The following is a 21,444-nucleotide window of genomic DNA, read 5'->3' as shown; positions in this document are numbered from 1 at the left end:
CTCTCATGCTACATGTTCTGTTTTTTTAATTTCATCAACGCTTACGTAGTAACCATCGTCATAATCAAATGAACGGTAGATCATACAAGCTAGCATACCGATACCACCAATAATTGCTAACCAGAACCAGCTAAATACTAACGCAAAACCAGCAAGACCGATAAAGCTAGACATAATAATAGGAACACCTGAATTGCTTGGCATGTGAATTGGTTTTAATTCATCTGCTTTTGGTGTAATTGTTTCTCCACGTTTCTTCATGAACCAGAAAGCATCAGCTTCTTTAATTTCAGGAAGTTTAGCGAAGTTATAATGTTGTACAGGAGATTGAGTTGCCCACTCAAGTGTACGGCCATCCCATGGATCTCCAGTAGTGTCACGTTCACCGTGACGAGCACTCCAAATTACGTTGTAACATAGTAATATGAAACCAATACCCATCATTACTGCACCTACAGATGCGATTTGGTTTAACCAACCCCATCCAAGGCTTTCTGAGTAAGTGTACATACGACGAGTCATACCATCTAAACCTAAGAAGTACATTGGGAAGAAACAGATGTTAAATCCGCTCATAAAGATCCAGAATGTCCATTTACCTAGGCGTTCGTTTAACATATGACCAGTCATTTTTGGATACCAGAACGTAAATCCAGCAAGCATTGCGAATACTGTACCTGCGATTAATACGTAGTGGAAATGGGCGATTAGGAAGTAGCTGTTATGGTATTGATAGTCAGCTGCTGCCATTCCAAGCATAACCCCTGTAACCCCACCGATTACGAAGTTTGGAATAAATGCTAATGACCAAAGCATTGGCACTGTAAAACGAATACGTCCTTTATACAGTGTAAACAACCAGTTAAAGATCTTAACCCCGGTTGGAATCGAAATCGCCATTGTCGAAATCGAGAAGAATGAGTTAACAGCTGGACCAGATCCCATTGTAAAGAAGTGGTGAAGCCATACTAAGAAACTCAGTAAAGAAATTGCAATCATTGAGTACACCATCGCACTGTAACCGAATAGACGTTTACGTGAGAATGTACTAATGATTTCAGAGAAAATACCGAATGCCGGTAAGATAACAATGTATACTTCAGGGTGACCCCATACCCAGAATAGGTTGGCCCAAAGCATTGGCATACCGCCGCTCGCCATCGTAAAGAAGTGAGCATCAAATAGACGGTCAAATGTCATTAATGCAAGAGCAACTGTTAATACTGGGAAAGCGAAAATAATGATAATTGTTGTAATTAAGATTGACCAAGTAAACATTGGCATTTTCATTAATGTCATACCAGGTGTACGCATTTTTAAAATCGTAACCAGGAAGTTAATACCGGTCATTAATGTACCAAGACCTGAAATCTGCAGTGCAATTGCGTAGAAGTTATTTCCTACGCCAGGCGTAAATTCGGTACCAGCCATTGGGAAGTATGATGTCCACCCAGCGTCTGGAGAACCTCCGATAACGAAAGCGATGTTAAATAACATTGCCCCAATAAAGAATAACCAAAAACTTAATGCGTTTAAGAATGGATATGCAACGTCACGAGCACCAATTTGTAATGGTACAACAACGTTCATTAATCCCATAACGAATGGCATCGCCATGAAAAGAATCATAACTGTACCATGCGTTGTAAAGATTCCGTTATAGTGTTCAGCGTTTAAATATGTTGTATCCGGGAATGTTAATTGTGCACGGATCATTAAACCGTCCATACCACCACGGAATAACATTAAAACTGCCGATATAATATACATTATACCGATTTTTTTATGGTCAACAGTTGTTAACCATTCATCCCAAAGCCATTTCCATTTTTTATACTTTGTCAGTACGAAAATGATTGCTAATGTCACAAGAACGATAGATGCGTCAGCTCCGTAAATTATCGGATCACCTGTGACAAAAAATTCATCAAGCTTCACTGTGTTCACTCCAATCTGTTGGAATAGTATCTATTACTTTTTGTTTTTGTAGTAGTTGTAATCACAGTATTCAAGTGATTTTGGATCTACATACTTTAAGTGGTGACTAGAGAATGTCATACGCCCTACTACACCAGGTTTAATGATTTCGTTATATTTTTCTTCTGTCAGTGGTTTAGCAGTTTCTTTTACTTCTTTTACCCACTTGTCATAATCTTCTTTTTTCTTTGCTTCAAGCTCAAATTCCATGTGAGTAAATCCTTCACCGGAGAAGTTCGAGCTACGACCAAGGTAAGATCCTGGCTTATCAGCTTGTAGGAATAAATCCATGATCATGCCGTCCATTGTGTATTTCATACCACCAAGTTCTGGAACCCAGAAGGCGTTCATTGGACCAACAGATGTTAATTTAAACTGGATTGGTGTACCAGCTGGTACGTTTAAATAGTTAACGGTTTCAATATTTTCCTCTGGATAACTGAATAACCATTTCCAGTTGGCAGATGTAACATAAATTTCAACTGGTTTAATATGTTTAGACTCTTTTGGCACTTCTTCTGATGCATAAGTTGCTTTTACCGTTGGAATTGATAATGCGATAACGATAATAACTGGGAAGAGTGTCCAAATAATTTCTAATAATGTGTTACCGTGTTGATCAGGTGGCTCATAGTCCATGTTTTCTGGTTTTTCACGATAACGAATCAAAATGACTGTAAACAAGATGAATACAATTGCAATAATCAACAACATAAGTACGAATGACCAAACGATCAGATCATACTGTGCTTTTGCAACAGGCCCCTGTGGATTTAATACTGCAAGTTTTTTCTCACAGCCACCGAGGAACAAGAGTAGTGATAAAGGAAGAAGTGAAGCCAACTTCCAAAACGATTTCTTTAGTTGCACGATTGAAAATCTCCTTTCTCCTTGGATTGAAACTATGCCAATAAAACAATATAAACCTATTAATTTATAGAAGGCAATAGTTTTTGTCATATTGTTAAAAAATAGACACAAATGCACGCTTTTTACGGTGAATATCATTTGCAACCTGATAACATTGTAAACTATTTTTTTGATGAAAACATGATTGTAAAAATTTTAAGATAAATAAAGTTATACCAACATATCCAATAAATAGAAAAAAACTATCTTATCATAAAATAAGATAGTTGAATATTTTATATATTTAGTTTATTTCTTGTGTAATCTTTTGTTGTTGTTCAAATGTGACGATTTTTTTATATTTAATTTGATATAAGATATAGCAAATAATCATAAATGGAATCCCGCAATAAAGGGCGATTCTTTGATCTGGAATGAAAGCCAAACTAACGAATGTAATAAAATTTAAAGAGAAAGCTAAAATTGGAACAATTGGATAAAGAGGTGTACGGTATTTTAAATCGTTTATATTTCCGCCATTCTTTATAAATTCTCTTCGGAAGAAAAATTGTGAAGCTGCAATTGACATCCAGACAACAACTGCTGCCATTGCGGCAATCGATGTTAGAACTAAAAAGACAGTGTCTGCAGCAAATACACTTGTTAAAAGTGAGAGACTTGCAAAGATAAGGCTGAAAATTAAAGCGTTCAGTGGTACTCCCTTCTTTGTTAATTTCGCAAATGCAGGACTTGCCATACCTTGTTTTGACATAGCCCAAAGCATACGAGAATTAGCATATAGCCCTGAATTCGCTACTGATAGTACAGCGGTAATGATAACAAAGTTCATAATGTCAGCTGCATATGGAATCCCAACTGTATCAAAGACAAGCACAAATGGGCTTTCTACAAGATTAGCCTCCTGCCATGGGAGTAGGCCTACAACAACTGCAATTGCTAATACGAAAAAGAATAAAGTACGCCAAATTGTATTTTTAATTGCTTTTGGAATTGTTTTTTCAGGGTTTTCGCTTTCACCTGAAGCAATTCCAATTAGTTCCGTTCCCTGGAAGGAATAATTTACAGTAATCATTGTAAGAAGAACAGCTAAGGCACCATTTGGAAATAACCCACCATTTTCAGTGAAGTTATGAAGCATTGGTGCGGGTTTCCCATTGAAATCTAAGAACCCAAACATAACAGCGCCTCCAAGTATAATGAAGACAACGATTGTTGTGACTTTTACACTGGAAAACCAAAATTCTGCCTCTGCAAATGCTTTCGTTGATAAAGCGTTTACAATGAAAAGGATTGCTGCAAATGTAACACACCAAATCCATGAAGAAACATCTGGAAACCAGCGCTTCATTAAAATACTAACAGTTGTCAGTTCTACGCCAACTGTAACAGCCCAGTTCAGCCAATACATCCAGCCAACGACAAATCCAAAACCAGGTGAAATAAATTTGCTTGCATAACTTTGAAATGAGCCTGCTTCTGGCATGGCAACAGATAGTTCACCGAGACAGAGCATGGTTAAATACATCACGAAACCACCAACTAAAAATGCAAGGATCGCTCCGCCAGGTCCAGCGTTATGGACAATTTGTCCTGATCCCATAAAGAGTCCTGTGCCAATGACACCTCCAAGTGCAATCATAAAAAGGTGTCGACTTTTCATTGTACGTTGTAAGCTAGTTTGTTCTGTAGTTGTTTGATTCATATTCTCTTCACCCCGTATTTCTTTCCTTATTTGTTTTACTCAATGAGTATCGAGCGTGCTTCGTTTCACTAATCATCAGTGGGGGATGAAAAACATACTAATAGTAGTTTTCTTTATATCACTATAGAAATCGATTATGTATACTTTCTGGGTGTAAGAGTGGTGATACAAATAACTATGATTAGCTTCATGTAATCTTACGTCTTGTGAATGAAAGAGGATTCTTTCTTCTAAGTATTTTTAATTATAGCGAAATATTCTGAAAATGTATATTTATTTTTCTTTTTATTACAAAAAATAAGAATTTTAAAACATATTAATCGAATACTAATTCATATAATCTTTCTAGCAAACTGGGTAGAAGAAAGGTACAATAAAAAGAGTAGCGTTTGCTGAAAATAATGATGTAATGGAGTTTTGAATATGTTAAAGAAATTTAAATATATGTGTATTGTAGCGATTGTACTTGTTGTTGCTATTTTTGTAGGGAAAAATAAAATTCTTCAAAAAGTACACGAGTTACGCGTGAGTTTTTTGTTTGATATGAAAGAAACAGCTATGATTGAAAATGTTCCATTTATAAAACAACTTCCAGAACTGCAGCGAGGTTGTGAGGTTACGAGTCTAGCAATGTTATTGCAGTATAAAGGTGTACAAGTAGATAAGATGCAACTTGCAAGTGAAGTCAATAAAGTTCCATTTAAAGAAAATAATCTTCGCGGAAATCCTCATGAAGGATTTGTAGGGAATATTTATACGAAATCTGAACCAGGTTACGGTGTTTATCATCAGCCAATTTTTAAACTTGCAGAAAAATATGTACCTGAAAAAACGATTAATTTAACTGGAAGAGAGATTGAAGATATATATAAAGTCATTAGTTCGGGTTCACCAGTATGGGTCATTGCAAATACAACGTTTCAACCGCTAGCTGAGGATAGTTTTGAAACATGGAATACAAATAAAGGCGATGTAAAAATTACATATTATGAGCATAGTGTTGTGGTAGTTGGATATGATCAAAATTATGTATATATGAATGATCCATTAGCTAATAATCCGAATAAAAAAGTATCACGTTCTGAATTTGAAAGAGCATGGGAACAAATGGGCAAGCAAGCAATTACTATTTTATAAAAGAAAAAGCTATCTAATATGGTAGCTTTTTCTTTTATGTGAATTAAATGTTCTGAATATTATTTCTTTTATGTTAGATTGGGGTTATACTAACAGCTAACTTAGTGAAGAAAGGAAGAGGATAGATGGATGAAGTAAAAGAAAGTGTTCTTTTTAAAGAACAATTAATAGAATGGAGAAGGCATTTTCACAGATATCCAGAGTTATCTTTTCAAGAGGAAAAAACATCGCAGTTCATATACGACATACTTCAAACAATTCCTCACCTAGAAATTTCAAGGCCGACAAAGTATAGCATTATGGCAAGATTAACTGGTAAGAGGCCAGGGAAAACAATTGCAATTCGTGCAGATATGGATGCACTTCCCATACGAGAAGAAAATCAGTTTGAATTTGTTTCTAAAAATCTAGGAGTGATGCATGCCTGCGGGCACGACGGTCATATTGCAATGCTTCTGGGCACTGTATATACGCTCGTAGAACAAAGGGAAAAAATCCAAGGTGAAATTCGTTTCCTATTTCAACATGCCGAAGAGAATTTTCCAGGTGGGGCTGGGGAGATGGTTGCTGCAGGCGTAATGGAAGATGTTGATTATATTATTGGAGCACACCTTTGGGCTTCTTTAGAAGTTGGGAAAGTTGGGGTTATTTATGGTCCAGCGATGGCAGCGCCTGATGTGTTTAAAATTACAATAGAAGGAAAAGGTGGGCATGCAGGTATTCCTCATGAAACAGTTGATAGCATTGCCATTGGTACGCAGGTCGTTACGCAGCTTCAGCAAATCGTATCGCGTCTTACGAATCCGTTAGATTCTCTCGTTTTATCTGTAACGCAGTTTCATGCGGGTACAACGCATAATGTAATTCCTGAGCAGGCGAAAATCGAAGGTACGGTAAGAAGTTTAAAGCATGAATTAAGAGAACAAACCGCCCAGCAGATTGAAAATATTGTGAAGCATATTACAGAAGCGTACGGTGCTACATATCATTATTCTTATGAATATGGTTATCGTCCGGTTGTGAATGATGAATGGGTTACACAACTTGTGGAAAATACAGCACTAGAGCTTTATGGAAGAGAACGAGTAAGTAGGTTGCAACCTACGATGGCAGGGGAAGATTTTTCAGCCTTTTTACAAAAGGCGCCGGGTACGTTTTTCTTTATTGGCGCTGGAAATAAAGAAAAAGGCATTGTGTATCCACATCATCATCCGCGTTTTACAATTGATGAAGATGCCTTACCAATTGGGGTAGAAGTTTTTGTGAAGTCTGTTTTGAACTGTATGAGAAAAGGGGAATGAGATAAAAAAATACACGTACTAGCACGTATTCCTATTTTTTTGCTTAGTTATTGGACCAGTATTTACAAAGTTTGTCTTTATTTTTCGGTATTGTGGCGTTAATCAGAAACATCATTGTCATGTTTGGAGTTAGTATGATAACTAGAAATGTTGAAGTGCGATACAATTCTACTGCGTTAGAGAAGTAAGAATAGTATGCAATGAAAAAGCTATCTTTCTAAAGGGAGATAGCTTTTTTCATTGCATACATTTTCCCGAGATGGAGAAATATAACGGTAACATCTTGAGAGGGAAGTTAGGTGAAGTAGATGACGAATTTAGAGGGAAGCTTATCTGCAATTACAAACTCTATTCGAGAAACATTGCAGTCTCCTAATGATTTAACAGTGCGGGAGTTTGCGCTTTCTTGCTCATCTACTCGGTGTGCTGTTGTATTTCTATGTGGGCTTACTGATAAAGACTTGATTTATCGATTTATTATTCGTCCACTACAACAAGAAGAGATTCCGAACAAAGTCCCAATCATGCAAACCTTATTAGATAGATTTATTTCTATAGGTGAAGTAAATATAGTTGAGACATTTTCAGATGTTATTAATTCTGTTCTAGTAGGAGATACGGTTGTTTTAATTGATGGAATTTCTCATGCATTAGTGATTAATAGCCGAGCGTGGGAAAGACGAAGTTTAGAGCCACCGATTACAGAAAATATCATTCGGGGTCCTAAAATAGGTTTCACTGAGGATATTGCAACAAATAAGATGCTAATTCGGCGTGAGTTGCGTGACCCGAAACTTCGATTTCAATCCTACATTATGGGAAAACGCTCTCAAAAAGAAGTTACATTAATTTATATTGAAGATATAATCAATCCTTATATCGTAAATGAATTGAATCGGCGCTTACAGTCGATTGAGACGGATGTGATATTAGATTCTGGGAAAGTTGAGCACCTATTGGAGGAAAATACTCTATCTCCTTTCCCACAATTTTTAAATACGGAAAGACCAGACAGAGCGATAGCTTCTTTGGCAAAAGGAAAGGCGGTTATTTTAGTAGACGGGTCGCCTTTTGCTGTCATCGCGCCTATGGTTATTGTAGATATTTTTCAATCGCCAGAAGATCATTACGAGAGATGGATTATTGGGACCTTATTAAGAGGACTTCGTATGTTAGCTGGACTTATGGCAATCTTACTTCCAGCGGTATATGTTGCGCTTGTTTCCTATCATCAAGGACTTATTCCATCTAATCTTGCATATTCAATTGCTGGGGCAAGGGAAGGAGTACCGTTTCCCGCCTATATTGAAACTATCATTATGACATTAACAATGGAATTAATTAGAGAAGCAGGGCTTCGTTTACCTAAGCAAATCGGACAAACTGTCGGGATTGTAGGAGGACTTGTTATTGGTGAAGCGGCGGTAAGCGCGGGGATTGTCAATCCTTTTATGGTTATTGTCATTGCCGTTACGGCGATTGCTACCTTTTCTTTGCCTGTTTATAGTATAACAATTACATTTCGTTTCTTGTTATTTGCGTTTATTTTAGCTGCTACCCTATTTGGGCTATATGGAATTATTTTGGCGTTAATTACATTAGCAATCCATATTATGAATTTAAAAAGTGTTGGAATTCCGTATTTTACGCCGTTAGCTCCTGCTTTTTATAAGGATTGGAAAGAAGAAGTTGCATTGTTACCAAGGGCAATGTTAAAAACGAGACCAGATTATTTACAGACGAAAGATAAAACATTACGTTCAAAGGAGAGAAAATAAATTGAAACCGTTTGAATACGGCGATGAAGAAATTGGATCTCGGGAGCTAACATTTACAGTATCTTCGATCATCATAGGTACGGGAGCACTTTCGATGCCCCGTGTGATTGCAGAGCAGACTCTTTTCACAGATGGATGGATCATATTATTTCTCGGTGGTTTGATTTGTGCGGTTTTTGCTTGGATAATTACAAAAATAGCAAATTTATTTCCAAACCAAACGTTTTTTCAATATACAAGTGTCTACTTATCGAAGCCAATAGCTTATGGTGTCACCGGTATTTTAGTGCTAACATTTGCTGGAATTACGGCGTATCAAGCGCGAGCCATTTCAATTATTGCACAAACATATTTATTTGGTAAAACGCCTATTGAACTTTTATCATTTTTCTACTTACTGGTTGTTATTTATGGAGTAAGTGGTTCTAGAGCGGCATTACTCCGTCTTAACATGTTATTTTTGCCAATTGTAGTGAGTGCCATTTTAGCTTTGTCGTTATTAAATATAAATTTAATGGATACTCATAATTTGTTGCCGCTTTTTCAAACAAAATGGAGCCAATATGCTGATGGGATGAAGGAATCTATATTTACATTCATTGGATTTGAAGCAGTTTTATTTTATTCTTCAATTGTGAAACAAAAAGACAAAGCGCCTTTGGCTGCCGCAAAGGGAGTAATGATTACCAATTTATTATATATTCTCATCTATCTTACTTGTATTATTGTCTTTTCTAATTCTACGACGAAGAATTTAACGTACCCTGTTATTGAATTAGGAAAGGAGATTGAGATTGCTGGAGGATTTTTAGAACGTTTCGATGCGATTTTCTTTACGACTTGGATTATTACAATTTTCAATACGACTGCTATGTATTATGATATATCGATAATAGGTTTTCGTTCGATGTTTCCTTCTATTAAAAAGAAAATATTTATTTTTGTAAGTGCACCTATAATTTATCTGTTGAACATGCTTCCTGAAAATGTTACGAAGGTAACTCGGTATGGTACCTACTTAGCTTGGGTTGATATGGCATGCGTTATCATTGTTCCGCTGCTCGTTTTCATTATCTATAAAATAAAGGGGGGCAAAAATAGTGAATCATCTTCATAAGTGTATTTGCTGTATTGCCTTGTTTATATATATGAGTGGTTGTTCAGAGCGAAAAGAGATTGAAGAGAGAGGTTTTGTTGTAGGAGTAGCTTTTGATGTTGCAAAAGAAGAAAGTAAATCAAAGAAACCACTTCGTATGAAAGGGACGTATCAACTTGTCTTGCCGAGTTCGTTAGCTCAACAGGGTGGGGGGAAAAGTCAAGGAGGAGCTAATTATATTAATATAAGTGCAACTTCTGATAGTGTATTTGCACAAATCCGAGAGATATCTAAAAAAATTAGTCGCTCTTTATTTTTTCCACATATTCAAGTTATCGTTTTCTCAAAAGACTTATTAAAACATCCAATGGTTTTAGAACAAACGTTAGATGTCTTTTTTCGTGATCATGAAATGAGGAGGAATATTCGGATTTTTGTTTCTAAAGAACGAGCGGATCGTATTTTACAACAAAGTGCTAAACCGGAAAATTTACCAGCGAAATATATTGATTTGCTAGCAGATCACGCAGACGCGAATGCATATATGTTAGAAGCGGTTCGCACTGGTGATGTACAAGAAACGATGGTTGCTAAGAGAAGTTTTGTGCTTCCGATTTTACAATTAACAAAACAAGGTGTGAAAATGGAAGGCGCTGCTATGTTTCAAGGGAAGGATAATAAATTGATCGGCCTTTTAACTGGAAAAAATACGCAAGGATTAAACTATATAATTGGAAAGAAAGCGAGTGGTTTTGTAACTATTCGGAAAGAGAAAAAAACGTTCACGTATGAAATTCACAAAATAAGACGAAAAATACATGCTTCTTTCGCAGAACCACGTCGTCCCAAGTTTACAGTTGATATTTATCCTGAAGGTGTATTAGCAGAGGTACAGTTAGGAGGAGATGGAAAGGCGTGGAGTGACAAGCAAATGAAGACATCTGTCTCCAAAGAGATGGAGAGTATAGTGATGGGAACAATAAAAACAGTGCAGAAGTCTTTTGAAACAGATGTTCTTGGATTAGGAGATTATTATAAGCGGCATAATTATAAAGAGTGGAAGAAGATAGAAAAAAATTGGGATGAGGGAGAGAACTATTTTACTAAGAGCAACATAGTTGTTCGTGTTCACCCGGTGGTAGAACATTCAGGTTCTTTGATGCCAAAAGGTGGTCAGTAATGTGAAATGAAGAAGCTTTTGCTGATATATAGCATCTTTAAATGGAAAGAGGAGCGATGATATGAAGATGCCCTCAACTTTGACAATTATAAATACGATTTTAATGGGAATTACTCCATATACGATTCACTTTTTGAATAAAAAAATTAAAAAATACGGCGCACAGCCGTGGGAAAGTCCAAGTGAAGATGAAAAAGGAGACCTGTAGTCTAGGTTTCCTTTTATGTATTATTACTATCAATTTTAGCGGAATCTAAGAATCTAATTGGTGAAAAGCAACCATCAGTGGAGGAAGAATCCTCCTACTGATGGAAGTTTCACTTTATACAAGTCCTAACCAATGTACCAATTGCGTTGTGAGAAATGTAACTGCAATGGCGATAACAGTAGGGATTGCAAATGATAAAAATGTCCATTTTGGACTTTTTGTTTCTTTATAAATGTTAACTAATGTTGTTCCGCATGGGAAATGAAGAAGAGAGAACAGCATTGTATTTAACGCAGTGAGCCAAGTCCAGCCGTGTTCTAAGAACAAGTTTTTAATTTGATTTAAATCATCTAGTTCGGTTAAAGCACCAGTTGATAAATAAGACATTAATAAAATTGGAATGACAATTTCGTTAGCTGGTAATCCAAGGATAAATGCAGCTAGAATGAATCCGTCAAGGCCGAGTAATTTAGCGAATGGATCTAAGAAATTTACAAAATACATAAGTAGGCTTGTGTCGCCTACATAAATATTTGCTAATATCCAAGTTAATACAGCCGCAGGTGCAGCTACAATCACTGCACGTTTTAACACATATAATGATTTATCAAGTGTGGAACGTACAATTGTATTCCAAATTTTCGGCTTACGGTATGGTGGTAATTCTAACGTATAGTGGGTTGGGACACCTTTTAAAGCAGTTTTTGATAATACCCAAGATACTGTTAATGTTACAATAACCCCTATTACAACCATTCCGACTACAACACCAGCTGTAACAAGTGTTTGCATGCTGCCGGTATATCCAGCAGCCATAAATAATGATGCCATTAATATTAATGTAGGCCAACGTCCGTTACATGGAACAAAATTGTTTGTTAAGATTGCTAACATACGCTCACGTGGTGACTCGATAATACGTGTTGACATAATGGCAGCAGCGTTACAACCAAATCCCATTGCCATTGTTAAGGATTGTTTTCCGTGAGCGCCAGAACGTTTAAATAAACGATCCATGTTAAAAGCGACACGTGGTAAGTATCCATAGTTTTCTAATAAGGCAAACATAGGGAAGAAAATAGCCATAGGTGGTAACATAACGCTAATTACAGCTCCAGTACCACGGAATAAGCCAAGAATTAAAATACCTTGTAGCCATTCTGGAGCGTTCATTGCTTGAAACCAAGTGGTTAAATGACCTTCTGCCCATCCAAAAAATTCAGCAATCATATCAGACGGCACATTAGCTCCTGCAATTGTAAGATAAAAAATAATAGATAAAATTCCGAGCATGATTGGGAAGCCAAATATAGGAGAAGTGAAAATTTTATCTAGCTTCTCTGAACGGTATAACTTATCGGTGTTCGTGTATTGAACAGCTTCTTTACATATACTTGCGGAAGTTCGATAAATATCACCAACAATATCATCTCGTATATCCTCTTTTGTAAGGGTTTGTGCATGCTGAACAATATAATCTAATGGAAGAGCTTTACTGGCTGAGTGAGATTCCATTTATTACGACCTCCCTTACAAGCGGCTCCTTATGATGTTTTTGGAGTGTTGCTAGAAAATTTTTATCTCCATCTAATATACGGAGTGCCACCCAGCGTGCGGGATAAGTATCTCCGAATACTTTGTAGATTTCTGGTTCTAATTTCTGAATCATATTTTCAATTTGTTCATTATAAGTAATTTGAATTGGCGTAGGGATTAATTTTTTATTTGCCACTTTCGCTATTACATTTAGTAAATGACCAATTCCAATTCTGTTTCGAGCGGAAATTTTAACTACAGGAACTCCGAGTGACTTTGCTAATTTTTTTTCATCGATAATAATTCCCTTTTTTTCAGCCTCATCTATTAAGTTAATGCAAACTACAACGTCTTTTGTCATTTCCATAACTTGCAGTGCTAAGTTTAAATTTCTTTCCATTGCAGTTGCATCCACAACAACGATAGTTACGTCAGGTTTTTCAAAAATGATATAATCGCGTGCTACTTCCTCATCTGCAGAATTTGAATAAAGAGAGTATGTTCCTGGTAAATCAATGAGGGTATACAACCCCTCGTTATGTTCATATTCACCTTCTGCCTTTAATACGGTTTTTCCAGTCCAGTTTCCAGTATGTTGCTTTAATCCTGTTAATGTATTAAACAATGTGCTTTTTCCGGTATTTGGGTTTCCTGCTAGCGCAATGCGATGGTTTTTCATTCTAAATCATCTCCTATTGATTTCACGAAAATAAGGGAACTTTCTTCATTACGCAGTGCAATGGTTGTATTGCTTACTTGATATGCAATTGGATCTCCAAGTGGGCTTTTTTGCAATACTTTAATAGTAGCTCCAGGAATAAAGCCTAAATCTAATAAACGACGTTTCATAGTTCCTTCTAATTGTATCTTCTCGATTTGTACAAACTGCCCTGTTTGGAAATTTGAAAGGGGTTTGATATTAGCCGATACCATAAAAGTTACCTCTTCTCTATATTTTTAGTGTTAGTTTAAAAAGTTTGCCGAGGGAAACTTTTTGTTAGTAATATAGTAGACTACATGAAATGATGTTGTCAATTGGTACTTTAAAAATATTCAATTATTTTTAGAATTGTTCCAATTTATTTTGTTGTACAGAAAAATATTCCTGAAATTACGTGGAGTAACATCAATAAAGTTAAAAAAAGGAATGGATTTGTAAATGTATTTTTAACATCGGTAGTGAAAAAAAGAATTTTATTTACGATAAATTTACATTGTTAAGATTAAATTTACAATCAGAGCTAATTTGTGTGGGTTCTTTTGGTTTTTTAAATAAAAAGAGGTGAAATATATAGGTTTTGAGTTGGATTGTCTCTCTTTACTTAAAATTAAAAATTGCTTAACACTAACATAATATTATTGTCCTACAATGAATTTGTGTTCGAAAGAAGTAAGTGAATGTGAAAAAGCGATAATCCAAATGGGGGTACAAGACATGGTTATGAAAAAAGGTATTAAATTTTCTTTAGCGGCATTAGTAGTTGCGGGTGCTTTAGTTGGGTGTGGGAAATCAGAGAGCACAGATAGTAATGGAACTGCTAAAGGTAATAATGATTCAAAACAAGAATTGTCGGGTACAATTGCGGCAGCTGGTTCTACGGCTCTTCAACCGCTTGCTGAAGAAGCTGGTAAAAAATTCATGGAAAAGAATCCAAGCGTTTCTATTCAAGTTCAAGGTGGCGGTAGTGGAACAGGGATTAACCAAGTAGCTTCCGGTGCGGTTCAAATCGGTAACTCTGATGTTCCGGCTGCAGATAAAATAAAAGATGCGGAAAAAGCGAAAGAATTAGTAGATAACAAAGTGGCAGGTATTGCATTTGCACTTGTTGTAAATAAAGATGTGAAGGTCGACAACTTAACTGTGAAACAAGTACAAGATATTTTCAGCGGGAAAGTTACAAACTGGAAAGAGTTAGGCGGTAAAGATGAGAAAATTAACGTGATTAACCGTCCGGCATCTTCTGGTACACGTGCTACATTTGAAAAAACAGTTATGAAAGACGCGAAGATTAACGATGGAACAGGTACAACACAAGATTCTAACGGTGCGGTAGAACAAGCAATTAACTCTACTCCAGGTTCTATTAGTTATCTTGCAATGTCTTATATGGTAGGCGATAAAAAAGGTGCATTACAAACTGTGAAAATTGATGGTGCAGAGCCAAAAGTTGAAAACATTTCTTCTGGTAAATATCCATTTTGGTCTTATGAGTACATGGTAACAAAAGGGGAAGCAAAAGAAGCTACAAAAGCTTATATCGATTATGTAAAAGGTAAAGACTTCGAAAAACAAGTTGAAGATATGGGTTATATTCCAATGTCTAAACTGAATAAGTAAACGTTCAACGGGGCTGGCTGCAAGGCCAGCCTTGTTCATTTCAATCTATGAAGTGGGGTTGTGTCCTGTGATGAAGGGGAAAAAACAAATTAATTATGTAAAAAGTGAATATATCGGAAGAACGCTTGTTACATTTTGCGGTATATTTATTGTTCTTGTTACATTGGCAATTATTGCATTTATTTGCGGAAAAGGAATTCAATCCTTTACGCAAAGTGGTATTTCATTTTCTGAGGTGCTAACATCAACAAATTGGAATCCGAATGCTGATAAGGGATCATTTGGTGCTGTTATCTTTATTGTTGGTTCAACGCTTGTTTCGTTAGGGGCAGTCGTTATTAGTGCGCCAATCGCACTTGCACTTGCGATATTTATGAATTTAATTTCACCGAAGTTTGGTAATAAAGTATTAAAGCCTGTTTTGGAATTATTAGTTGGAATTCCTTCAGTAGTATACGGTTTGTTAGGGGTTACGATTTTAGTTCCGCTTTTACGCGATTCATTCGGCGGTGTTGGTTTTAGTTTGATTGCGGGTATTATCGTACTTAGTATTATGATTTTGCCTACTATTGCTAGTATTGCTTCTGATGCAATACGTTCAGTTCCGTTTGATTACCTAGAGGCCTCTTATGGTTTAGGTTCGACGAAATGGCAAGCGATTAGCCGTGTGATTGTTCCAGCTGCAAAAAAAGGTATTTTAACAGGGGTTGTTCTAGGATTAGCTCGTGCTTTCGGTGAAGCGTTAGCGGTTCAAATGGTAATTGGGAATACAGTTAAATTACCTGAAGGGATATATAGCCCAACGGCAACATTGACAGGTATTTTGACAATGGATATGACGAATACGTTAAATGGAACTGCCTGGAATAATGCTTTATGGACATTGGCAATGATATTACTTGTTATTTCATTCCTATTTATTTTAGTAATTCGAGCAATTGGCCAAAGAGGTGAGCGATAACGATGAATGCAAGAAAAGTAAATAATATTTGGACGGGTATTTTATATGCGGTTGCAGCGTTTGTAGTAGCTTTACTTGTTTTCTTAGTATACGAAATTTTACAAAAGGGCTGGGGATTTTGGGATCCAAGTTTCTTGTTCGGAGAACCAAGCAATACAAGAGCAGGTGGTGGAATTGGTCCGCAATTATTCAATTCTTTCTATATGCTTGTTATTACCCTAATTATTTCAATTCCGCTTGGATTAGGAGCGGGGATTTATCTTGCGGAATATGCGAAACAAGGGCGTTTTTTAGGATTTGTTCGTTTATGTATTGAAACGATGGCATCACTACCATCCATTGTTGTTGGGTTATTTGGTTTATTAGTATTTGTTACAATGACTGGTTGGGGTTATACGGTAATGGGAGGAGCACTTGCTTTAACGATTTTAAATTTACCAGGCCTAACGCGTGTTTGTGAAAATGCGATTACGGAAGTTCCATCTAATGTAAAAGAAGCGAGTCTTGGGCTTGGTGCAACAAAGTGGCAAACGATTGTACGAATTATTATTCCGACATCATTACCACAAATTATTACAGGAATTATTTTAGCTGCAGGACGTATATTTGGTGAAGCCGCAGCATTAATTTATACAGCGGGATTAACATCGCCAATTCTAAATTCAGCAGCTGATTTTTCAAGTCCTGCACATCCGTTGAATCCATTTCGCCCAGCTGAAACATTAGCAGTTCATATTTGGAAATTAAACTCTGAAGGGATTATTCCAGATGCGAAGTTAATTGCGACAAAATCAGCAGCAGTCTTAATTATTATGGTATTACTGTTTAATATTATTGCTCGTTTTACTGCATCTGTACTTCATAAACGTTTTACGGGAGCGAAGAAATCTCGTAAAGTAACAAAAGCAAAAGCAGCTTAAATGCTTGTACCCTATATTAATAAAGGACTCTCTGCTTAAATAGGCAGGGAGTTTTTGTTTCGTTCTGTTTTGTGGAGAGGATAGAGGATAATTCCTATGATAAAATGATGTATATGTAAATATATGAATGAACTGTGGGATAGAAAATAATATAAGGAAGGTGTGCTTTTTATGTTTTTTCTTCAAATGTCAGGTTTTCCGGGTTCGGGAAAATCGACACTTTCTAAATGTATAGCGAAAAATACAGGGGCAATTGTGATTGATCATGACATTGTAAAAACGGCCTTACTAGAGTCGTTGGAAACTCGTCAGATTGAAACAACGGCCGCTGGTGGAATTTCGTACGAGATCGAATGGGCATTAATAGATTTTCATTTATCCCAGGGGCATAGTGTAATACTGGATAGCCCGTGTCTCTATACAGAAATGTTAGAAAAGGGAATAAAGTTGTCTAAGAAGTATAATGTGAAGTATAAATATGTTGAGTGCTACCTTAATGATATAGAAGAAATTAATAATAGATTAAAGAAGCGAAAACGAATGATAAGTCAAATTAGGAAAGTGGAATCTGAAGAAGTGTTTGGAAAAGGGTTAGATGGTAGTAAACGGCCATCTGATTTTACATATATTATTGTAGATTCTAGACAACCGTTAGAAGATTATATAAATAAAGTGATGACTTATATGAATGATTGATCATGAAATTATATTTATAGTAGAAAGAAAAAACGTTATCTTCAAAACGGAAGATAACGTTTTTTCTTATTAAGCTTTTGGTGTCTCTATAGAAGGTTCTACTTTTCTGCGTGAGCTTCGTTTTTTACCGAATTTATCTAACAGTTCATACATAACAGGGACGACGACTAGTGTGAGTACAGTTGAAACTGCTAAACCACCGATTACAACAACCGCTAAACTTTTTGATACCATACTGCCGGCTTGTGATTGGCTGAATAATAATGGTAACATCGCTACTATTGTTGTAATGGCTGTCATAATAATTGGTCGTAGCCTTGTAGAGCCTGCTTCTAGTAAAGCTTCCCGCGTTGTCATACCTTGTTCTTTATTTTGTTGAACGCGTTCTATTAGTACGATGGCATTTGTAACTACAATCCCAATTAACATTAATGCACCGATTAGTGCGTTTAAATCGACTGGTGTTCTTGAAATGATTAATCCTAAAATACCGCCAACAGCAGCTAGTGGTAAAGAGAATAAAATCGCAAATGGAGCGCGTGCTTGCCCAAAAGTAATGACCATAATTAAATAAACAATGCCGATTGCGATCCCCATGATTTTGAATAAATTTGTAAAGTCCTCTTGCATTGCTTCGGTTGCACCAGCAATTTTAACTTTCGCACCGTTTGGTAGGTCTAATTCTGAAATAGCTTTGTTCACTTCAGTATTCACTTTGCTTAAATCTTCATTTGTTGCTTCGGCAGTTATTTGAATGGTTTCTTTCCCGTCTTTATGGAAAATCTCAGTTTGCAATCGTTTTTCTGAAATGGTTGCAATATCTTTTAAAGGAATTGGTCCTGCTATAGGTGACATAATATTTGTGTTAAGAATATCTTCCTTGTTACTTATCTTTTTTTGTTTATGTTCGAGCATAATGGTCGTTTTCTCTTCATTAATTGTCAGTTGCCCAATTGGTGATTTTTTCATAAGGAATGCAACTTGTTGTCCGGCTGTTTCTGGTGTTAATCCAACTTGTTCAGCTTTCTTTTGATCAATATCGATTTGCCATTCTTTCTTTGACTCTTCTAGATTTGTTTTTATTTTAGAAAGGCTGTCTATACTTTTAAGTTTTGTTTCAACGACATCAGCAGCTTTTTTTAAATTTGTTTCATTGTTTGCTGTCACGTTAAATTGCAAGCTGTTTCCACCGCCAGAACCAGAATAGCTTGCCTTTGTATAATCGAATTCGGCTGGTTTAAAGTCTGCCTGCCCTTTTTTTAGTTCTTTGATATATTGATCGATATCTGTTCCTTTTTTGAAGACTACAGCAATAGATGCAAGGTTATTTTTAGTTGAAAATCCAAACTGTGCATCTTCAGCACTGGAACCCATTCGTAAAATAACATCTTTTACATTGCTGTTAGAAAGTAATTTTTTTTCAAAATCAAAGGCTGTTTGCTTTCTAGATTCAAATTCGTAACTTGCTGGGAATGTCATCTGAATTGAAAGCATCGTGTCATCTTCTGATTTTATATTTGCTTTTGGTAGTAATACATAGGCAGCAATTGATCCCGCAAATAATAGGAAAGAAGAGAATAAAATAATAAACTTATGCGAAAGTGCCCATTTTAACGTAGCTGTATACTTTCTTGAAGGCTTCGGTGTACGCTGCCTTGTTTTCTTCAGCAATAAAAATGCCATAAGTGGAACAACGGTTAAGGCCACCACTAGTGAAGAAAGTATAGAGTATACAACGGCTAATACCATAGGTAACATTAGCTTACCGATTGTACCTGACACAAGACCGATAGGTAAGAAGACAGCGACTGTTGTTAAAGTAGAGGAGGTAATTGCGACGGCTACCTCTTTTGTGGCGTCTAAAATGATGTCTTTTGAAAAATGTTCCTTTTGTAAGCGCCGAAAGATATTTTCAATGACAACAATACTATCGTCAACAAGTCGACCAACCGCTACCGCTAAGCCCCCGAGAGTTAAAATGTTTAATGTAACATGAGATTGATCAAGTAAAAATAGTGTTAGTAAAATAGATAACGGAATACTAACGACAGCGATAAGGGTTGTTCGAACGCTGCGTAAAAAGATTAAAATAATAAATGTCGCAGCAATGGCTCCTAAAATGACTTCTTTCCCCATACTCACAACTGCATTTTCAACTTGTTCGTGAGTAGAGGATATTAATTTAATTTTATAAGTATCGTTATATTCTTTGTTTATAGTTTTTATTTTTTTATCGATTTCTTTTCCGATTGCAACTGCATTTTTGCTAGGTTCTTTCATTATAACTAATCCAGTTCCTTCATCGCCATTTACATGTGTAACGGTATCAAAATGTTGTTTTATTTCTACTTGAGCTATATCTTGTAATTTGATTTGAGGTGTAAGTGACATGTTTTTTATTTCATCTACATTTTTGACATTTCCAATGACGCGGAGGCTGTGGTCTTCGTTATTGACAGTAACTTGACCAACTGGAGTGGAAGCTTCTTTTCCTTGTAAAGCGGCTAATACCTGCTGTGGTGTTACGTTTTTATTTTTCATTTCATTTGGATCTAATATGATAGATAACTCGGATGTTGATTTACCGTAATACATGACGTTAGCGACGCCGTCGATATTTTCAAGTTGCGGGATGATCTCTTCTTCAATCTGTTTTTCGTCTGCTTTTGTAAAACCATTCTGTTTTTGAACGGTAATTTGTGCAAGTGGAATCATAGAGGTATTAAGTTGGCTGACGACGGGTTTTGTAATCTCCTTTGGGAAATTTACATTGTTGGTAATTTTCTCGACCTCGAGCGTGGCATCTTTCATATTAGCTTTAGATGTATACGTGATATCGATACGAGATAAACCTTCATAAGTAGAAGAAGTGATTGTATCGACGTGGTCCAAATTTCGAAACTTTTTCTCGAGCGGTTCAGTTACTTCTTTTGTCAATGTTTCAGCATCTAATCCTTGCGACATTGTAGTGACAGTTATTGCGGGGTTGTCGACACTAGGTAGAAATTCCATTGGTAATTTCGAACCAGAATAAACACCGAGTACAGAAATGAGTAAAACCATGATGATGATAGCGGCTCGGTTTTTTAATGAGAATTTTGTTAACCTCTCCATAAAAGTAATTCCTCCGTTTAAGTTGTTTTTTAGCCTACTTTGTTACTATATAACAAAATCTGGATTTTTTTCATTAATTAAATGTAAAAAAATTCTAAATTTATTCTTAAATAAGAAAATTGTGATGTGATGGTTATCTTGTAATAAGAGTTAGAGGGTGATGGATGGAAAGATAAATGAGAGATAACGAGTTAATCACTATTTGCAGTTCAATCATATTTTTATCCCAAAGTTCAGTAAGAGTAGGGAAGATAGGTCAGCGGGGAGATTAATAGCTTGTAAAATGAAGATTAGTGAAGAAATGTATTCTGTACGGACTAAAGTTTCAATTTATAAACATTCGGTATGCAGAAATATTTATCTGTAAATGAAATAAGGTTGTTTGATAAATAGGATGCTGATCCAGTAAATATGAAATAAGGGGACTTTTGTTAGGTAATAAACTTTTTTATATTTTTTTTAAAAAACACTTGTGATTTAAAAGTTAGGGTGGTATATTAATAAGCGTCGCTGATGCGGGACACGCAGAAAGCGAAAAAAGAAATTAAAAAACTTAGTTGACATCGAAAAACGAAGATGCTAACATAAGGAAGTCGCCAATCGGCGATGGACAAGTTCTTTGAAAACTGA

The 21,444-nt window shown here is 36.1% G+C and carries 17 protein-coding genes; 10 read left to right on the top strand and 7 right to left on the bottom strand.

Annotated features, from left to right (window positions below):
• Positions 1 to 3: 3 nt before the first annotated feature.
• From qoxB to CN288_RS23830, 3 genes are all read right to left on the bottom strand, one after another.
• The gene (qoxB, locus tag CN288_RS23840) at positions 4 to 1,938 is read right to left on the bottom strand and encodes a cytochrome aa3 quinol oxidase subunit I (RefSeq protein ID WP_026592965.1); all 1,935 of its coding nucleotides are present in this window, start codon (positions 1,936 to 1,938) and stop codon (positions 4 to 6) included.
• Positions 1,939 to 1,971: 33 nt separating this feature from the next.
• Positions 1,972 to 2,847 (bottom strand): cytochrome aa3 quinol oxidase subunit II, encoded by an 876-nt coding sequence (gene qoxA / locus CN288_RS23835; protein ID WP_026592966.1) that lies wholly within the window; start codon positions 2,845 to 2,847, stop codon positions 1,972 to 1,974.
• A gap of 283 nt (positions 2,848 to 3,130) precedes the next feature.
• Positions 3,131 to 4,549 carry an amino acid permease gene (locus CN288_RS23830; protein ID WP_026592967.1) on the bottom strand — a complete coding sequence of 473 codons (1,419 nt, stop codon included), beginning with the start codon at positions 4,547 to 4,549 and terminating at the stop codon, positions 3,131 to 3,133.
• A gap of 423 nt (positions 4,550 to 4,972) precedes the next feature.
• Here CN288_RS23830 and CN288_RS23825 point away from each other — a divergent pair, with 423 nt between their 5' ends.
• The 6 genes from CN288_RS23825 (at position 4,973) to CN288_RS29870 (ending at position 11,249) form a co-directional block, all read left to right on the top strand.
• Positions 4,973 to 5,686 (top strand): C39 family peptidase, encoded by a 714-nt coding sequence (locus CN288_RS23825; protein WP_090694268.1) that lies wholly within the window; start codon positions 4,973 to 4,975, stop codon positions 5,684 to 5,686.
• 125 nt (positions 5,687 to 5,811) lie between these two features.
• Positions 5,812 to 6,987: a M20 family metallopeptidase gene (locus CN288_RS23820; protein WP_098303255.1), complete on the top strand. Its 1,176-nt coding sequence runs from the start codon at positions 5,812 to 5,814 to the stop codon at positions 6,985 to 6,987.
• 308 nt (positions 6,988 to 7,295) lie between these two features.
• Positions 7,296 to 8,765, top strand: coding sequence for a spore germination protein (locus CN288_RS23815; RefSeq protein ID WP_026592970.1), 1,470 nt, complete (start codon positions 7,296 to 7,298; stop codon positions 8,763 to 8,765).
• Position 8,766: 1 nt separating this feature from the next.
• A complete protein-coding gene (locus tag CN288_RS23810) occupies positions 8,767 to 9,882 on the top strand; it encodes a GerAB/ArcD/ProY family transporter (RefSeq protein WP_098303254.1) in 1,116 nt (371 codons plus the stop codon).
• Positions 9,866 to 11,041, top strand: a complete 1,176-nt coding sequence (locus tag CN288_RS23805) for a Ger(x)C family spore germination protein (protein ID WP_026592972.1) — start codon at positions 9,866 to 9,868, stop codon at positions 11,039 to 11,041. Before CN288_RS23810 ends, CN288_RS23805 begins: the two co-directional genes overlap by 17 nt.
• Before the next feature lie 79 nt (positions 11,042 to 11,120).
• Positions 11,121 to 11,249 (top strand): hypothetical protein, encoded by a 129-nt coding sequence (locus CN288_RS29870; RefSeq protein WP_255260049.1) that lies wholly within the window; start codon positions 11,121 to 11,123, stop codon positions 11,247 to 11,249.
• A 114-nt stretch (positions 11,250 to 11,363) separates the two neighbouring features.
• Here CN288_RS29870 and CN288_RS23795 read toward each other — a convergent pair whose 3' ends face one another.
• From CN288_RS23795 to CN288_RS23785, 3 genes are read right to left on the bottom strand one after another with little or no spacing between them, the layout of a single operon-like run.
• Positions 11,364 to 12,764 carry a nucleoside recognition domain-containing protein gene (locus CN288_RS23795; RefSeq protein ID WP_090694286.1) on the bottom strand — a complete coding sequence of 467 codons (1,401 nt, stop codon included), beginning with the start codon at positions 12,762 to 12,764 and terminating at the stop codon, positions 11,364 to 11,366.
• Positions 12,742 to 13,464 carry a FeoB small GTPase domain-containing protein gene (locus CN288_RS23790; protein ID WP_098303253.1) on the bottom strand — a complete coding sequence of 241 codons (723 nt, stop codon included), beginning with the start codon at positions 13,462 to 13,464 and terminating at the stop codon, positions 12,742 to 12,744. The genes CN288_RS23795 and CN288_RS23790 overlap by 23 nt, the downstream gene beginning before the upstream one ends.
• Entirely contained in the window at positions 13,461 to 13,718 is a 258-nt protein-coding gene (locus tag CN288_RS23785; protein ID WP_090694293.1) for a FeoA family protein, read from the bottom strand. Before CN288_RS23785 ends, CN288_RS23790 begins: the two co-directional genes overlap by 4 nt.
• Positions 13,719 to 14,220: 502 nt before the next feature.
• Here CN288_RS23785 and CN288_RS23780 point away from each other — a divergent pair.
• The 4 genes from CN288_RS23780 (at position 14,221) to CN288_RS23765 (ending at position 17,700) form a co-directional block, all read left to right on the top strand.
• Entirely contained in the window at positions 14,221 to 15,123 is a 903-nt protein-coding gene (locus CN288_RS23780) for a phosphate ABC transporter substrate-binding protein PstS family protein (RefSeq protein WP_090694296.1), read from the top strand.
• A gap of 70 nt (positions 15,124 to 15,193) precedes the next feature.
• Complete coding sequence (pstC, locus tag CN288_RS23775; protein ID WP_026592977.1) at positions 15,194 to 16,084, top strand: phosphate ABC transporter permease subunit PstC; 891 nt, start codon at positions 15,194 to 15,196, stop codon at positions 16,082 to 16,084.
• Positions 16,085 to 16,086: 2 nt separating this feature from the next.
• Entirely contained in the window at positions 16,087 to 17,004 is a 918-nt protein-coding gene (pstA, locus tag CN288_RS23770; RefSeq protein ID WP_026592978.1) for a phosphate ABC transporter permease PstA, read from the top strand.
• A 171-nt stretch (positions 17,005 to 17,175) separates the two neighbouring features.
• Positions 17,176 to 17,700, top strand: a complete 525-nt coding sequence (locus CN288_RS23765) for an AAA family ATPase (RefSeq protein WP_098303252.1) — start codon at positions 17,176 to 17,178, stop codon at positions 17,698 to 17,700.
• Positions 17,701 to 17,769: 69 nt separating this feature from the next.
• On the opposite strand, the gene CN288_RS23760 is transcribed toward CN288_RS23765, so the two are convergent.
• Positions 17,770 to 20,814, bottom strand: coding sequence for an efflux RND transporter permease subunit (locus tag CN288_RS23760; protein WP_098303251.1), 3,045 nt, complete (start codon positions 20,812 to 20,814; stop codon positions 17,770 to 17,772).
• Between the last annotated feature and the right edge of the window lie 630 nt (positions 20,815 to 21,444).

It is taken from the genome of Bacillus sp. AFS023182 (assembly GCF_002560575.1).
GTDB classification, from domain to species: Bacteria; Bacillota; Bacilli; order Bacillales; family Bacillaceae_G; genus Bacillus_A; species Bacillus_A arachidis.
Note: the sequence above shows the minus strand (reverse complement) of the source record. Positions and strands in the feature narration are given on the sequence as shown.

Bases quoted from the DNA above. Each gene is read 5' to 3' on its own strand.
- CN288_RS23830 (WP_026592967.1), bottom strand. From the start codon at position 4,549: ATGAATCAAACAACTACAGAACAAACTAGCTTACAACGTACAATGAAA.
- CN288_RS23825 (WP_090694268.1), top strand. From the start codon at position 4,973: ATGTTAAAGAAATTTAAATATATGTGTATTGTAGCGATTGTACTTGTT.
- CN288_RS23820 (WP_098303255.1), top strand. From the start codon at position 5,812: ATGGATGAAGTAAAAGAAAGTGTTCTTTTTAAAGAACAATTAATAGAA.
- CN288_RS23815 (WP_026592970.1), top strand. From the start codon at position 7,296: ATGACGAATTTAGAGGGAAGCTTATCTGCAATTACAAACTCTATTCGA.
- CN288_RS23795 (WP_090694286.1), bottom strand. From the start codon at position 12,764: ATGGAATCTCACTCAGCCAGTAAAGCTCTTCCATTAGATTATATTGTT.
- CN288_RS23790 (WP_098303253.1), bottom strand. From the start codon at position 13,464: ATGAAAAACCATCGCATTGCGCTAGCAGGAAACCCAAATACCGGAAAA.
- CN288_RS23785 (WP_090694293.1), bottom strand. From the start codon at position 13,718: ATGGTATCGGCTAATATCAAACCCCTTTCAAATTTCCAAACAGGGCAG.
- CN288_RS23780 (WP_090694296.1), top strand. From the start codon at position 14,221: ATGGTTATGAAAAAAGGTATTAAATTTTCTTTAGCGGCATTAGTAGTT.
- pstC (WP_026592977.1), top strand. From the start codon at position 15,194: ATGAAGGGGAAAAAACAAATTAATTATGTAAAAAGTGAATATATCGGA.
- pstA (WP_026592978.1), top strand. From the start codon at position 16,087: ATGAATGCAAGAAAAGTAAATAATATTTGGACGGGTATTTTATATGCG.
- CN288_RS23765 (WP_098303252.1), top strand. From the start codon at position 17,176: ATGTTTTTTCTTCAAATGTCAGGTTTTCCGGGTTCGGGAAAATCGACA.
- CN288_RS23760 (WP_098303251.1), bottom strand. From the start codon at position 20,814: ATGGAGAGGTTAACAAAATTCTCATTAAAAAACCGAGCCGCTATCATC.